This is a genomic window from Devosia sp. (assembly GCF_036563435.1).
Classification (GTDB): Bacteria; Pseudomonadota; Alphaproteobacteria; order Rhizobiales; family Devosiaceae; genus Devosia.
The window spans coordinates 24,801-39,797 of sequence record NZ_DATCMJ010000001.1 but is presented as its reverse complement, the minus strand read 5'-3'; the positions used below and the strand labels follow the sequence as shown (position 1 = coordinate 39,797).

The 14,997-nt window shown below is 62.1% G+C and carries 14 protein-coding genes; 9 read left to right on the top strand and 5 right to left on the bottom strand.

The annotated features are described in order from the left end of the window. Nucleotides 1-204 precede the first annotated feature (204 nt). On the top strand, nucleotides 205-525 hold the full coding sequence (locus tag VIL88_RS00150; protein WP_331984688.1) for a 2Fe-2S iron-sulfur cluster-binding protein: 321 nt from the start codon (nucleotides 205-207) through the stop codon (nucleotides 523-525). Here VIL88_RS00150 and VIL88_RS00145 read toward each other — a convergent pair. Continuing rightward, on the bottom strand, nucleotides 522-956 hold the full coding sequence (locus tag VIL88_RS00145) for a hypothetical protein (protein ID WP_331984686.1): 435 nt from the start codon (nucleotides 954-956) through the stop codon (nucleotides 522-524). The two genes, VIL88_RS00150 and VIL88_RS00145, sit on opposite strands and share 4 nt — an antisense overlap. 198 nt (nucleotides 957-1,154) lie before the next feature. On the opposite strand from VIL88_RS00145, the gene cysG reads away from it, so the two are divergent. The 7 genes from cysG to VIL88_RS00110 all read left to right on the top strand — a co-directional run bounded on the left by cysG (nucleotide 1,155) and on the right by VIL88_RS00110 (nucleotide 8,136). Next, a complete protein-coding gene (gene cysG, locus VIL88_RS00140) occupies nucleotides 1,155-2,546 on the top strand; it encodes a siroheme synthase CysG (RefSeq protein ID WP_331984684.1) in 1,392 nt (463 codons plus the stop codon). Between the two features lie 5 nt (nucleotides 2,547-2,551). After that, on the top strand, nucleotides 2,552-2,875 hold the full coding sequence (locus VIL88_RS00135) for a DUF2849 domain-containing protein (protein ID WP_331984683.1): 324 nt from the start codon (nucleotides 2,552-2,554) through the stop codon (nucleotides 2,873-2,875). Beyond that, complete coding sequence (locus VIL88_RS00130; protein WP_331984681.1) at nucleotides 2,862-4,520, top strand: nitrite/sulfite reductase; 1,659 nt, start codon at nucleotides 2,862-2,864, stop codon at nucleotides 4,518-4,520. The genes VIL88_RS00135 and VIL88_RS00130 overlap by 14 nt, the downstream gene beginning before the upstream one ends. After that, nucleotides 4,507-5,787: a phosphoadenylyl-sulfate reductase gene (locus VIL88_RS00125; protein ID WP_331984679.1), complete on the top strand. Its 1,281-nt coding sequence runs from the start codon at nucleotides 4,507-4,509 to the stop codon at nucleotides 5,785-5,787. Before VIL88_RS00130 ends, VIL88_RS00125 begins: the two co-directional genes overlap by 14 nt. A gap of 69 nt (nucleotides 5,788-5,856) precedes the next feature. After that, entirely contained in the window at nucleotides 5,857-6,882 is a 1,026-nt protein-coding gene (locus VIL88_RS00120; RefSeq protein ID WP_331984677.1) for an NAD(P)/FAD-dependent oxidoreductase, read from the top strand. 80 nt (nucleotides 6,883-6,962) lie between these two features. Next, on the top strand, nucleotides 6,963-7,283 hold the full coding sequence (locus VIL88_RS00115) for a 2Fe-2S iron-sulfur cluster-binding protein (RefSeq protein ID WP_331984675.1): 321 nt from the start codon (nucleotides 6,963-6,965) through the stop codon (nucleotides 7,281-7,283). A 91-nt stretch (nucleotides 7,284-7,374) separates the two neighbouring features. Continuing rightward, complete coding sequence (locus tag VIL88_RS00110; protein WP_331984673.1) at nucleotides 7,375-8,136, top strand: EAL domain-containing protein; 762 nt, start codon at nucleotides 7,375-7,377, stop codon at nucleotides 8,134-8,136. A gap of 2 nt (nucleotides 8,137-8,138) precedes the next feature. On the opposite strand, the gene VIL88_RS00105 is transcribed toward VIL88_RS00110, so the two are convergent. From VIL88_RS00105 to VIL88_RS00090, 4 genes are all read right to left on the bottom strand, one after another. Further along, nucleotides 8,139-9,146: a TIGR01620 family protein gene (locus tag VIL88_RS00105; RefSeq protein WP_331984671.1), complete on the bottom strand. Its 1,008-nt coding sequence runs from the start codon at nucleotides 9,144-9,146 to the stop codon at nucleotides 8,139-8,141. Then, complete coding sequence (locus VIL88_RS00100; RefSeq protein WP_331984669.1) at nucleotides 9,143-10,594, bottom strand: YcjX family protein; 1,452 nt, start codon at nucleotides 10,592-10,594, stop codon at nucleotides 9,143-9,145. Before VIL88_RS00100 ends, VIL88_RS00105 begins: the two co-directional genes overlap by 4 nt. 119 nt (nucleotides 10,595-10,713) lie before the next feature. Continuing rightward, entirely contained in the window at nucleotides 10,714-11,634 is a 921-nt protein-coding gene (locus VIL88_RS00095) for a homoserine O-succinyltransferase (protein ID WP_331984667.1), read from the bottom strand. Between the two features lie 68 nt (nucleotides 11,635-11,702). Beyond that, nucleotides 11,703-12,593, bottom strand: a complete 891-nt coding sequence (locus VIL88_RS00090; RefSeq protein ID WP_331984665.1) for an ATPase — start codon at nucleotides 12,591-12,593, stop codon at nucleotides 11,703-11,705. Nucleotides 12,594-12,794: 201 nt separating this feature from the next. On the opposite strand from VIL88_RS00090, the gene VIL88_RS00085 reads away from it, so the two are divergent. Continuing rightward, on the top strand, nucleotides 12,795-14,945 hold the full coding sequence (locus VIL88_RS00085) for a flagellar hook-basal body complex protein (protein WP_331984663.1): 2,151 nt from the start codon (nucleotides 12,795-12,797) through the stop codon (nucleotides 14,943-14,945). Nucleotides 14,946-14,997: the final 52 nt, after the last annotated feature.

Sequence of the window (14,997 nt, the reverse complement as noted above, 5' to 3'; positions counted from 1 at the left end):
GTCGAAGGACGAGGTCGTGGCATCGGGGTTCAGGCAAGTTCGGGCACGCTTTCGTAGCGGCCCGCGATGTCTACTGCGGATTTCCGCAAGGCAACAACCCACCGATCACAATAGGCGCAGGGTTTAGCTTCGCTATTGGGTCAGGGTTCCAAACCGCTGTCCCATCCCCTATATCCCTCCCTACACAGCAAGCCCCGAGACTTCATGACCAAGATCACCTTTGTCCAGCAGGACGGCGAACGCATCGAGACTGAGGCGCAGAATGGCGCCACTGTCATGGAAACGGCCATCATGAACGGCGTACCCGGCATCATCGCCGAGTGTGGCGGCGCCTGCACCTGCGCCACCTGCCATGTCTATATCGACGACGCCTGGACCGAGACGGTGGGGGGACCCTCCAACATGGAGGAAGACATGCTGGATTTCGCCTTCGACGTTACGGCCAAGAGCCGTCTCAGCTGCCAGATCAAGGTCCGCGATGCGCTCGATGGTCTCGTCGTGCATGTTCCCAGCCGGCAGGGCTAGTCGCAGCGCGTGAACGCGTAGGGCTCTCCCCAGTCAATTTCGGCCTCCACCTCCGCCTCATAGAGGTGGAAACGATCCGGATGGACCCAGACGGTGAAATATCGCGGGCCGCCGGCAATGGGCTCCCAATGCGTGCGGCCGTCGCGCGCCACCAGCTGCGTGGCGGCCTCGGCTTCCCTGTCCTTTGGTCCTTCATAGAAGATGTGCGTGTCGTCGGCGGCCCTGATCCGCACCGGCAGCTTGCACGTGGCATAGACGGTCGCGGGCCTGCCGTCCTGCTCCATCGACCAGTGGCCTACAAAGGGCGCTGCCACGCCATTGGGAACGTCCGCAATTCCTTTTCGGGGCCAGGGCATCATCGCCAGGCTTGTCACGGGCGCCACCGCAGCTGCGAGGAGGAAAACGGCGGCGATGTTGCGGGTGGTCCTCATCTGCTCTCCTGCACATCCTTGCGCGAAATTTCTTCCAGGCACGCGGTCCAAAGATTCATATCGCGGTCTTGGGCAAAAGCCATAGGCCTCGTTCCATCCGCAGCACCGGAAGGGAAATATAGAAGCTATTGAATCTCAACACCTTGTGGCAGGCGGCTGCTGTCGCGTATTTTCCCGCCATTCAGTGCACGGGTTCCAATGGGTCAACTCAACACATTTCCGTTGAGCTACAAAGTACAGGGTCAGCGCATCGTCATCGTCGGCGGTGGAGAAGAAGCCCTCAACAAGGTCCGGTTGGTCACTAAGACTACTGCTCAGGTCGTCATTATTTCACGCAGTGTCGAGCCGCTCTTTTCCGGCTTTCCGGTCGAAGTCCACGCGCGCGCTTTCGCTGCTGCCGACCTTGATGGCGCCGCCCTGGTCTTTGTCGCCGAAGAGGGTGCCGACGCCGAGCTCGCCAAGGTCTCGGCGCGCGCCCGCGGCATCCCGCTCAACGTCGTAGACGTCCCGTCCGAGTGCGATTTCTACACCCCCTCAATCGTGGAGCGGGCGCCCCTCACCGTTGCCATTTCCACCGAAGGCGACGCGCCGGTTCTGGCGCGGCTGGTGCGGGCGCGCATCGAGGCCATGCTGGCGCCCAATCTTGGCAAAATCGCTGGACTTGCCGGACGCTTGCGCCATTTGGCTGAGAGCCTGATTCAGGACGGGCCAAGCCGCCGCCGCTTCTACGAGCGGTTGGTCACCTCGCCCGAGATCGAGCGGGCCGAAAGCAGGGGCGAAGGCTTGGTCGCCGCGACCAAGCTGCTGCAGCAGCACGCAGCCGGAGAAAGACGGGGCGTGGTCTGGCTGATCGGCGCCGGTCCTGGCTCGGAAGACCTACTGACGCTGCGCGCGCAGCGGTTGCTCCAGGAAGCCGACGTCATCGTTCATGATCAGCTCGTCCCGAGCGTCGTCGTAGACATGGGGCGCCGCGATGCCGAGCGGATCGATGTCGGCAAGGCCAAGGGCCACCACAGCTTCTCCCAGGCGCAGATCAACACGCTGATCGTGCGGCTTGCCAGGGAAGGCAAGCGCGTGGCGCGGCTCAAGTCAGGCGACCCGATGGTCTTTGGCCGTGCCGGCGAAGAGATATCCGCGCTGCGCAAGGCGGGGCTACAATACCAGATCGTTCCGGGCATCAGCGCCGCCCTCGCTGCCGCTGCCGATACGGCGACGCCGGTGACGCTGCGGAAAGTGTCCAGCGGCTTCATCATGGCGACCGCCCATGGCGCCGATGACGGCGAGCTTAACCACTGGGCGCAGCTCGCCCAGTCTGGGCTGACGCTGGCGCTTTATATGGGCAAGTCCATCGCATCCGAGGTTGCCGGGCGCCTAGTGGCGCATGGCCTCAGCCCACTGACGCCAGTGGGTATCGTGGTCAATGCCGGGCGCAGCACAATGACAACATATTCGGGCAATCTGTCGTCGCTGATTGAAGGTCATGCGACCCTGGCGGATGGTCCCGCAATCATTTTTGTAGGCGAAGCCGTTGAGGCCGGCGACTGGGCAGACGCTGCCCAGCTCGCCGGCATGAGCTTCAAGGTAGCGTAGCAGCAATGGAAATACTGACTGGCAATGAATTGACGTCGGGCGGGACGGTTTATCTCGACCCCACAGGTGCTTGGGTAGAGAACCTGCAATGGGCGCGCGTCTTCAGCAAAGACGAAGTCGCTGATCGCGATGCCGCCATCGCCGCCAGCAAGGCGACGGGCCGCATCGTGGGCATCGAGATAGAAGAGGTCACGCTCGAGGCGGGCGTCGTCACGCCCAAGCGCCTGCGCGAACGCATCCGCGCGGCGGGTCCCACAGCACCGCTGAGCCTGCGCGGCGAAGCCTATGAACGCCAGCATCTGGGGGAGGACGGTCATGTATCGATATGACGAATTCGACGCGGCCTTCGTCTCCGGCCGTACTGCACAGTTTTCCGACCAGGTGCATCGCCGCCTCTCGGGTGAACTGAGCGAAGAGCAGTTCCGCCCCCTCCGGCTGATGAACGGGCTCTATCTGCAGCTCCACGCCTATATGCTGCGTATCGCCGTGCCCTATGGGACGCTGTCATCGCGGCAGATGCGCAAGCTCGCACATATCGCCCGCACCTATGACCGCGGCTATGGCCATTTCACCACGCGGCAGAACATCCAGTTCAACTGGCCACGCCTCAAGGACGTGCCGGCCATTCTCGGAGAACTGGCCAGCGTCGAAATGCACGCGATCCAGACCTCGGGCAATTGCATCCGCAATGTCACGACGGACCAGTTCGCCGGCGCTGCAGCCGACGAGATCATCGACCCGCGGCCGATAGCGGAAATTCTCCGCCAGTGGTCGAGCCTACATCCAGAGTTTTCCTACCTGCCGCGCAAGTTCAAGATTGCGATCACCGGCTCGCCCAACGACCGGGCAGCCATCCGCTTCCATGATATCGGCCTGCAGGCAGCCACCAATGCAGCCGGAGAGATCGGCTGGGAAGTCTGGGTCGGCGGCGGGCTGGGCCGCACTCCCATCGTGGGCAAGCTGATCAACAGCTTCGTGCCTAACGAGCACCTGCTGGCCTACCTCGAAAGCATCATGCGCGTGTACAACCGCTATGGCCGGCGGGACAACAAGTTCAAGGCACGCATCAAGATCCTCGTGCACGAGGAAGGGCTCGAGACCATCAAGGGGCAGGTGGAGAACGAATTTGCCCAGGTGCGTGGCGGCGTCCTGACGCTGCCGCAAGAGGAGGTGGACCGCATCACCACCTATTTCGCGCCGCCAGAGTTTAAGGCGCTCGGCGCCACCAAGATCGATGTTGCCTATGAGTCCATTATCGATCCCGCCTATGGGCGCTGGCTCGACAACAACATCAACTCCCACCGCCATCCCGGCTATGCCTCCGTGACCATTTCGCTCAAGCCCGTGGGCGGTGCTCCGGGCGACGCCACCGACATGCAGATGGATGTGGTAGCCGATCTGGCAGAGCGCTATTCGTTCGACGAACTGCGCGTCACCCATGAGCAGAACCTGGTTCTGCCGCATGTGGCGATCACCGACCTTCGCGCCGTCTACGATGCGCTGGTGGCTGCAGGTCTGGCCGAAGGCAATACCGGCCTCATCACCGACATGATCTGCTGCCCGGGTCTCGATTTCTGCGCGCTGGCCAATGCCCGCTCGATCCCCATCGCACAGGAGATTAGCCGGACCTTCGCCGAACCGAAGCGGCAGGCAGAAATCGGTGATCTCAAGATCAAGATTTCGGGCTGCATCAATGCCTGCGGCCATCACCATGTCGGCCATATCGGCATTCTTGGCGTCGAGAAGAAGGGTGGCGAACTCTACCAGATCACCCTTGGTGGAGACGCGACCGAGAAGGCATCGGTGGGCAAGATCATTGGTCCCGGCTTCGAGGCGGAAAACGTGCCAGGCGCGATCGAAACGCTGGTCGATACCTATATCGCCCACCGCACCAGCAGCGACGAGACCTTTATCGAGGCCTATCGCCGCCTGGGCGAAGCTCCATTCAAGGAGGCTCTATATGGCAATGCCTAAGCTGGCCCAGGTTCCTGTAGCCCACGACAAGCTGCGCGCACTCGGCATCCTTGCCCTTAACGGCATGTTCGACGAAATGGACGCCCTTGGCGTGCTCCGCTACGCCGTCAGCGACGTCCTGCCAGGCGATCTTGCCATCGTGTCCTCGTTCGGCGCGGATTCGGCGGTGCTGCTGCATCTGGTGGCGCAGGTTGATCCCTCAATGCCGGTCTATTTCCTGGAGACGGGCAAGCACTTCGCTGAAACCCTCGACTACGTAGAAACGCTGAAGCGCCATCTTGGCCTCATCAACGTTCACGCCATCCACCCCGACCCGGCCGACCTTGCGCGTTTCGATCCGGCCGGTACGCTCTGGGAGACGGACCCGGACTCCTGCTGCCATATCCGCAAGACCGAGCCGCTGGAGCCGATCACGCTCCAGTTCGGTGGCTGGGTCACCGGTCGCAAACGCTTCCAGACTAAGGAGCGCGGCGTGCTACCCCATTTCGAGCTGACCAGCGACGACCGCATCAAGGTCAATCCGCTGGCCTACTTCTCGGACGCCGACGTCAACCGCTACAAGATCGAGCACGGCTTGCCCGAGCATCCGCTGTTCGCTAAGGGCTACAAGTCCATTGGCTGCGCGCCTTGCACCTCGGTGGTTGCCGAAGGCGAGGATCCGCGCGCCGGACGGTGGCGCGGGCTCAACAAGAAAGAGTGCGGCATCCACTTCGACTTCAACGGAGCCATTGCCTCGCCCATGACCAACGCCGCCGCGACCAAGCACACGCTGTGGAAGGATGGCGCCTTCATCGCGGATCCGTTCCGTGAGTGGGCCGAGGACGATACGCCGGCGACGGCTGCCTACAAGCACGTGCCGCTGGCGGTGTTCCTCGCCAATCGCGAGGCTTTTCTCGCCACGCAGCACCCGCTGGGTCTCCTGGTCGTGCCGGGCGACCGGATCGAAGATGTGGAGGGCGATCTTGAGCGCTTTGCATCGGTGGCGATCAAGTTCCCCGCCTTTACCGATGGCCGCGGTTACTCCACCGCGCGGCTGTTAGCAGAACGTTATCATTATGCGAACGAAATCAGGGCCGTTGGTGACGTTCTGCAGGATCAGATCCCGCTGATGCGCCGCTGCGGCATCAATGCCTTGGTGGTCACCCACGAGCCCACCCGCCAGGCCCTGGTCGAGAACCGGCTTCCCGAAGTTGCCCTGTTCTATCAACCGGTTGGTCTCACGGAAGTCCCCGTCGGCACCCGCCCCTTCCTCCGCCGCGTCCACTAGGGTAAGTGGATTACGTTTATCAGCTTAATCCGGAGCCCTGCCGCTCCGGCGATTGGACCTTGAGATCACATGAGCACAGAAATTACCACCGATGTCGTCGTCATCGGCGCAGGTCCCTGCGGCCTGTTTGCCGCCTTCGAACTCGGGCTGCTCGATCTCAAATGCCATTTCATCGACATCCTTGATCGCCCCGGCGGCCAGTGCGCCGAGCTTTATCCCGAGAAGCCGATCTATGACATTCCGGGCTTCCCGGTGGTCACCGGTCAGCAGTTGACCGACAACCTGATGGCGCAGATTGCGCCATTCTCGCCGGAATTCCACTTCTCGCGCATGGTCAACTCGATCGAGAAGCAGGCCGACGGCTCGTTCAAGCTCCAGACCGACGCCGACGAGACCTTCCACACCAAGGTGGTGGTGATTGCCGCTGGCGGCGGTTCGTTCCAGCCCAAGCGGCCTCCGGTCGAGGGCATCGAGGCGTTCGAGAACAAGTCGGTTTTTTACGCCGTGCGCCGCATGGAAGACTTCCGTGATCAGGACGTGGTGATCGTCGGCGGCGGCGATTCCGCGCTCGACTGGACCCTCAACCTCGAGCCCATCGTGAGGACGCTGACGCTGGTGCATCGCCGCGACGCGTTCAAGGCGGCGCCCGCTTCGGTCAACAAGATGAAGGAACTTGTTGCGGACGGAAAGGTCAACTTCCAGCTTGGCCAGATTGCCAAGCTTGATGGTACCGATGGGCAGATCGACCACGTCCATCTCACGACCGATGCGGGCGACCTTTCAATCCCCGCGACCCGCCTGCTGCCCTTCTTCGGCCTGACCATGAAGCTCGGTCCCGTAGCCGACTGGGGGCTGGAACTCAACGACAACACGATCGTGGTGGACACCGAAAAATTCGAGACCTCGGTTCCCGGTATCTTCGCCATCGGCGACATCAATTACTACCCTGGCAAGCTCAAGCTGATCCTCTCGGGCTTCCATGAGGCGGCCTTGATGGCTCAGGCAGCCAAGGCAATCGTTTCGCCAGGCGAGCGGGTGGTGTTCCAGTACACGACCAGTTCGACCAAGCTGCAGAAGAAGCTGGGTGTCGCATAGGCCGAAAGCGTGAGAGCCACTCCCTTGCGGAGTGGCGCCATGGGGCGCTATGGACGCCCGTGAAAGTTGAGGGCACGCTCATGATCATCCATGTCACGGACCAGGCCGGCGAAAACCACCAGCTCGAGGGGCTGGAAGGGTGGCGCGTCATGGAAGTGATCCGTGACTGGGGTCTCAACATCAAGGCCGAATGCGGCGGCGCCCTCAGTTGCGCCACCTGCCATGTCTATGTCGACAAGGACTGGTTGGATGTGGTCGGCGCGCCGAGCGACGACGAAGAAGACATGCTGGACAGCGTTGGAGACGTCCGGTCAAATTCCCGGCTCTCCTGCCAGATTCTGTGCAGCGACGCGCTGGATGGGCTCAAGTTGACGCTGGCGCCGAGCGCCGCAAAAGACTGATTGGTAACCGAGCCGATTGACGGTGACTTAAGACCTATGGGCCAGGATGCAGGCCAGATTGCGCTGGTTGCTCAATAACATAGGTTAAGTCATGCCTACCGGATGCAAGGGCTGCCGCAATACGGACGCCAACAGTTTTTCCATTCCCTTTACCATGGCGTTCCAGCCCATCATCGATATCTCCGCCGGCAAGGTATGGGGTTACGAGGCGCTGGTTCGGGGTACCGGGGGCGAGAGCGCGTACCAGGTGCTCAGCCAGGTCAATGAGCAGAACCGTTATGCCTTCGACCAGGCCTGCCGCGTCAAGGCGATCGAACTGGCCGGTTCCAAGATCGGCAACACTGACGCCAAGCTCAGCATCAACTTCATGCCCAACGCGGTCTACGAACCCAAGGCATGCATCCGCGCGACCCTTGCTGCTGCCTCACGCATGCAGTTCGACACCAGCCGGTTAATGTTCGAGTTTACCGAGAACGAGCGCATCGACGATGTCGCTCACGTCAGTCACATTGTTTCGGAATACCGCCGCATGGGCTTCACCACGGCGCTGGACGATTTCGGTGCCGGCTTTGCTGGGCTGTCGCTGCTGGCCCGCTTCCAGACCGACCTGATCAAGCTGGACATGGAACTGCTGCGCGGGATCGAAGCTTCCAAGGTCAAGCACGCCATCGTGCGCGGCCTCGTTGGTATTGCTGCCGAGCTCAACATTACGCTCCTCGCCGAAGGTGTCGAAACGGAAGCCGAAATGAGGGTGTTGCGCAGCTTGGGGCTTCGCCTGTTTCAGGGGTACTACTTCGCAAGGCCGCAGGTAGAGACGTTCCAGACGATGCAGCAGCTCGACCACGCCGCCTGATCCTAGCCTGGATCGGACGCCAGCCTGGTCAGCTCCGGGATGAAGTCGCGTACCATGGGCTGCTTCTGCGTCTCGAAAGGGAGCGGGCGGACTACTCGCATGGCGGCGATGCCGACGCGCACAGTCATAAGCCCGTTGACCACGCCTTCGCCGAGCCGGGCAGAGAGTTTGGCGGCCAGGCCCTGGCCGACGAGTTGCTCGATCAGGCCATCGGTCAGCACCAATCCGCCAGTGACCGCCAGATGACCCAACACCGCGCCCGCGAGGCGCCAGAAGCCCAATAGACCCGGTCGGGCGCCATAGAGCCGGGCTATCGCACCGGCGAGACGAATGCTCTCGTAGATGACGAAGGCGACGTCTACCAGGGCGCGCGGCGAAACGGCGGTGACCAGCGCCACCCGCCGCGCCGAGGCTGCGGTCAGCGCCTTGGCACGCGCGTCAAGCGGTGCCATCAAGCTCCGTTCGTTCAGCGCCACCAGATCATGCCCGTCAAAGACATGCTCCCGGTTTTCCGCCACCTGCTGCCGGGGACGGGCGAGATCGGGGCGCGCGACGTAGATCGTGAGAAGGCTGTCGGTGACATGCCGGGCGCGATCGAGGTCGTTTTCAGCCGTGGCATGCGCGGCATCGCGCTTGAGCGCATCGAGTACCCGGAGCCGCCGCAGGGCGAACATTTCCCGCGCCGCAAGTGCGAGAACGGCGAGGACGAACAAGGCCAGCACGGCAATGCCAGCCCAGCCCAGCCATTGGTTGGCGGCAAAGAGGTCGCTGACGAGCCGTTCAGCCGCCAGCCCCAGGCCGGCTGAAACCAGGATGCCACCGGTCGTCCAGGCCAACTTGGCCAGCCCGCCCATGCGGCGAGGTGGCGGAGCGACGAGCGCCTCGTCCTCCGAAGGGTCGAAAGCCGGCTCCACAACGGCGGCCGCATTCGCGGCGAAGGCCCGCGGTGTGCGAGTAGCGTCGGGATCGGAAGAGACGGTGTTGGTCGGACGAGCAACAGGCGGTTTCATGCGAGCCAATCCCCGATGAGGTAATCCAAGGCACGATCAAGCCGGATATAGGGGAAGATCACGTCGCCTTCTGCATTTCGCTCAAGGCGTTGGGGCGGGGTAAAGCGGAGGAAGTTGAGCGCCGCCGACTGTCCTTCCTGGAACAACCGATCGGGCTGCTCCGGCAGGTCGCCCGGAAAAAGCGCGATCTCGGTTCTCCCATCATAGGAAGTGCCAGCCAGCGTTTCGCCTTTCACCGGTGTCCCGATCAGGGTCGGCAGCGTCTCGCCAGCTTCGACTATCGTGCCCTCCCGTGTTGCGCGGATGGCGGCCATGGCGACCGACTTGGTTTCGGCACCGGCAAAGCGGGCACGCTTGCTAGCGCTGGCCACCAGCCGGTTGAGGATCGCTTCCAGCCGATCATGGCTGGTGTGATGGACATGGTCGGCCTTGGTGGCCGCAAAGAGGATGCGGTCAATGCGGCGCACGAAGGGGCGGAGCAGGGGATTAGTCTCGCCCTGGCGGAAGCAGGCGAGTACCCCAGTCAGGGCCGCCTCCAAGTCCGCGACGGCGGCAGGGCCGGCGTTGAGTGCGCGCAAGGTGTCCACCAGAACGATCTGCCGATCAAGGCGGGCAAAATGTTCGCGGAAAAACGGGCGGACGATCTGATCCTTGTAAGCTTCGAAGCGCCCTTCGAGCAGGGCATAAAGACTGCCAGAACGCACCGCCTGGCGCTGCGGTGGAAGAGGCGCAAAAGTCAGCGCCGGCGAACCTTCCATGTCACCTGGGAGGAGGAAACGCCCCGGCGGCAGGGAGGAGAGGGCACCGTGTTCACGCGAGCGGCGCAGGTATTCGGTGAAGGCGGCAGCAAGGCGCTCCGCATCGGGCTCCCGTGCCTCCCCGAGTGGATCGATCTCTTTGAGCAAGTCGATAAAGGGGCCTGCTTCCTTGCCAGAGCCTAGGCGATCGGCGCGATCCAGCGCTTCGGCACTCCATTGCGCATAGCTGAGGCCGAGGAGGGGCAGGTCGAGGAGCCACTCGCCGGGATAGTCGACAATATCGAGATTGATGATCGACGGACCGCGCATGCTGCCGAACCAGCGCTTGGACTGGAATTTCAGTACCAGCCGGAGCTGGGAAATCCGTCGCGTTCCTTCCGGCCAGACGGGATTGGCGCTCGTCAGGGCAGCCAGGTGCTGCTCATAGGCGAAGCGTGGCACAGTGGCGTCGGGATACTCGGCAAGCCTGGCGCCGATGAAGCGGCCTTCAGCCAGCGGCGAAAAGCCGGGCATGCGGCCGCCGGTCAGCAGACTATGGACCAAGGCCGTGATGAAGATGGTTTTGCCGGCCCGGCTGAGGCCGGTCACCCCCAGTCGCAAGGTTGGCGTTACTGCACCCGTTGCAGCGTCAGCCAAATTGGCCAGGGCAATGCCCAGTTCGTCGACAATGGTCGTAGGGTTCTGGGGCACGCGCAGGTCTCTCTATCGTCCGGGGAAGATAGGGAATTGTGCAGAGCATTCAAGCGGGTGGGCGCAGGGGAGTAGCCGAGTCACTCCCGCCTTGGCGGAAGTGACCTCCGAGAAGGCAGCTATTCCTCGCCCGTACCAATCTTGGTCATGTCGTATGGCGTGGTCTGGTAGATCTCGTTGATCCAGTTCTGGAACAACAGGTGGGCGTGACTGCGCCAGCGGTTCTCGGGCTCAGCGGTGGTGTCGCCATTGGGGAAGAGGTTGGCTGGCGGGGCAGTATCGAGCCCTGCCTTGATGTCGCGCTCGTATTCATCCGCCAGGGAGCGATTGTCATATTCCAGGTGATTGAGGAAATGCACCGCGCGGTGCTTGCGATCGCCTAGCATGCAGACGCCGATCTCCGCGTTGTCGATCAGCACCTCGAGGTCCGGCCCGAGTGTGGTCCGGTCGATGTCGTTGTAGCGCGACACGGGGATCATCGGGCTGTCGGAGAAACCACGCAGGAAAGGCGAGCGCGGATTGATGACGCGATGGCGGAACACGCCGAAGGCCTTCTGCCCCATGCGATAACGGTGCGCGCCATGGAAATGATGCAGCGCTGCCTGCGCGCCCCAGCAGATGAACATAGTGTGGTGCACATTGGTCTGTGTCCAATCCATGATCTCGAGCATTTCGGGCCAGTAGCGCACCTCCTCGAAGGGGATGTGGGCGATCGGGGCGCCGGTGACGATGAAGCCGTCGAACTTCTGCGGCCGAACCTCTTCCCACGTCTTGTAGAAGGTCTTGAGATAGTCCTCGGACGTGTTCTTGCTCTGGTGGTCGGTGACACGCACAAGCGTTAGTTCCACCTGCAGGGGCGTCGAGCCGATCAGCCGGGTGAACTGCGTCTCGGTGCGCTCCTTGTTGGGCATCAGGTTGAGGAGGCCGATGGACAGCGGGCGGATGTCCTGGCGCGCGGCGCGCGTCGAATCCATCACATAGACGCCCTCGTCTTCGAGCGTCTTGCGGGCGGGGAGATTGTCGGGAATACGAATAGGCATGAGAGCCTCTTGCGAGAGATGGATCGTGAAGCGATGCAGGCGGTGCGCGTCTCCCCGAAGGAAGCGCGCTATCGCATTCGCTGTTCGATCGCTGCAGCCATCAAGTCTATAAACTCGTCGCCGTCACGCACCGTGGCAAGATCGGATGCCTCGACTACATAACCAAAGTTGTCGGCCAACGCTTGATAGCGGGGCAGGCGGTCATGCAGGAGCGCCTCGAAGCCCCAGGCGCCGAAGCCCGCGGGGTCCACATCGCAATCGTCCACGATGCCGTGGATGAGCTTGTACTCGGCCCATTTCTCAAGGAGGAAGGGCGGGCGGTAGTACATGGGCTTCGGCGATTGCTTGAAGCGGCGAACCAGTTCAGCGGCGTCCTTGCCGGTGCCGCGGATATAGAGCAGGGCGGTGGAGGCGGCGAGGGTCCTTACCACCGGATCCTGGGGATCGGTTGGATCGATGACCTCGATCAGCGAGCCACCCGTATCGGCGATGAAGTCATCATAGCCATAGAGGGCTTTGGCGCGGTCGAAGAAGTAGGGGACGTCGGTGAGGGCCGCAATCTCTGCAATCCGATGCTGCTCCTGCCGGCGCTGGTATTCGGCCAGCGGCAGGCCGCCCTTGTCAGGGTTGCCAGGCGTGCCGAGATAGGTCGACAGTGGATCGAGATTGTCGAAGGTGATGTTGGACGAGATATAGATCGAGTCCGAGCGCAGCAGGTCGCGCAGAAACGGCACCTTCATGGCCTCGGCCTTGAAGTTGTCGACGATGAACTCGCCCATGTAGCGGGTGCCGATGCGGTAATCGGCGGAATAGTGAAACCAGTTGCTGGAGCGCAGCATGTTGCTGAGACGCGTCTTGCCCACGCCTGCCATGCCGAACACGGTCACGGCGCGTCGCGGCGCTTTGACGAATTCATCGGCACTGGAAAACAGCATGTAGGGCCCCGGTTTGCGGGTCATGCAATAATGCATGCCACGCCTGACGACAAGCGGTCGGCAATTTCTGCCGTAGCGGCAGGATGGTCTTGCCGATGGTGTAGCTCATCCTGCGTGCGTTGAGAGAAATTGTTCAACTAAAACAAAGCCAAAGCTGATTGGCATCGCCCTTGCATTGCTTCTGCCGAATGCGTCCGACGGCGCAACGGATTTTCGGAGTATCACATGGGCATTTATGGCGCTCTTTCCAGTGCGGTGACCGGTCTGCGGGCCCAGGCGCACGCGCTGGAAAACATCTCGGGCAATATCGCGAACTCGCAGACCACTGGGTACAAGCGCATCGAGACCGACTTTCTCGACCTGATCCCCGATGCTCCGATCTCGCGCCAGGTACCCGGCGCCGTGCTGGCGCAGTCGCGCGGCACCAACGACATTGGTGGCGACATCAAGACGGTGTCCAACGAGACCTTCATTGCGCTCAACTCCAACGGCTTCTTCGTCGTCGAGCCGAAGATCGGCCAGTCGGACGGCAACCCCGTCTTTGCCGGCAGCAACTTCTACACCCGCCGCGGCGACTTCGAGATCGACAAGGATGGCATGTTGGTCAACGGTGCCGGTTACTATCTCAAGGGCCTGCCGATCGACACCCGCACGGGCAACATTTCGGGTTCCGTGCCGGAAGTGATCAAGCTCTCCAACAGCTTCCTGCCGGCCCAGCAGTCCAACCGCATCAACTACCAGGCCAACCTGCCGCAGCTGCCCAAGACCACGGCCTACGACAAGGCGATCTTCAACAGCGAACTCATGCAGCCGCGGAGCTATTCAGCCACGGGTAACACTCCCGCACGTGTCGGCGGCACGAATCAGATCGTTGCCGTGCCAACGACTGCGACGCTGAACGGCAGCAAGCCGACGGCAATGGTCGGCACAGCAAATGCCAACACAGTTCTTGCAAATGGTGGCTCTCTCACCTTAACCGTTGGCGGCAATGCCCCGGTGGTGTTCGACTTCTTTGAGGCCCCAGCAGTAGGGGCGGGCGTCAACAACGACATCGACATCACGCCGCCAGTTACCATCAACTCCGTTCTCGCAACGATCCAGGGCCTGGTCCGTGCCGGCGGAGGACCTGCCGCCAATGCCAATGTTGCCCTCAACGCTGACGGCCAAGTGCATATCGACCTTGGAACAAACACCTCGGCGTCGTTCACTCTCGCAGGGGACGTGCCGACACTTTCGGGGCTGGGCCTTGCGGCCGGCACAACGCCCGCGACCATGAACGCCGCTGCGGCGACCTATTTCCAGCCTGGCCAGAGCATCAAGCTCAACATCAACGGCACCACGTCCACCTACGACTTCTATAACACCGCTACTTATAGTGGTTCCAACCAAGGCGTCGACGTGTCGGGGGACATCGCTTCGGCGCTAGCCAACCTGCAGGCCTCCATTCGCGCCAATGGCGGTCCCTCGGCCGCCAGTGCAACTGTCTCGCTCGACGGCAGCAACCGTATCCAGATCACACTCGGCGACAATCACTACGCCAGCTTCCAGGTGGTCGAAGGCGATGCCAGCCTCGGCATTCCCAACCTCACCAATTCCACCGATCCTGTTCGCACGGTGGTGACTTCCGTGGCAGCCAACCAGAACGCCCTATTCCTATCGAACTCCATCTCGGGTGGTGCAGTCACCGTCTACGCCGAGAATGGCGCGCCAGCGAACGTGCAACTGCGTTGGGCCAAGGTTTCCAGTGCGCAGGCCGGCGGCACCGACACCTGGAATCTGTTCTACATGTCGGACAGCCTTGCTACGGGCGGCGCAGAAATGTGGAAGCAAGTTCCCACCGACTTCACCTTCGCACCGGACGGTTCGCTTGCATCTCCCACAGATTCCTCGATCGTTCTAAGCAACCTGTCCATCAATGGCGTGACCGTCGGTGATGTCGAGTTCCGCTATGACACCAACGGCCTCAGCCAGTTCGCCGACGTCAACGGCACGGCGAATGTCTCGACGCTGAACCAGAACGGCTATGGCGCCGGCGAATTCGTCTCTGTCGCCATCAACGACAATGGTCGCGTCACCGCCACCTACTCGAACGGTGAGCGTATCGACATGGCCCAGGTGGTGACAGCCGAGTTCAACGCCATCAACAAGCTCAAGCGCCTCGACGGCGGCGTATTCTCGACCACGTCGGAATCGGGCGAGGCCATTCTCGACCTGTCCGGTTCGGGCGTGCTGGGTGGAGCCCTGGAAGCCTCCAACACCGATATCTCCGACGAGTTCACCAAGCTGATCGTCACGCAGCAGGCCTATGCCGCAGGCACCCGCATCGTCAGCACGGCCGACGAAATGCTGCAGGAAGCCCTCAATATGATCCGCTAAGGCGGGCTCTTGAACCTGGTTCGGGGCGTCTGGCCCCGGACCTAACGTCTTC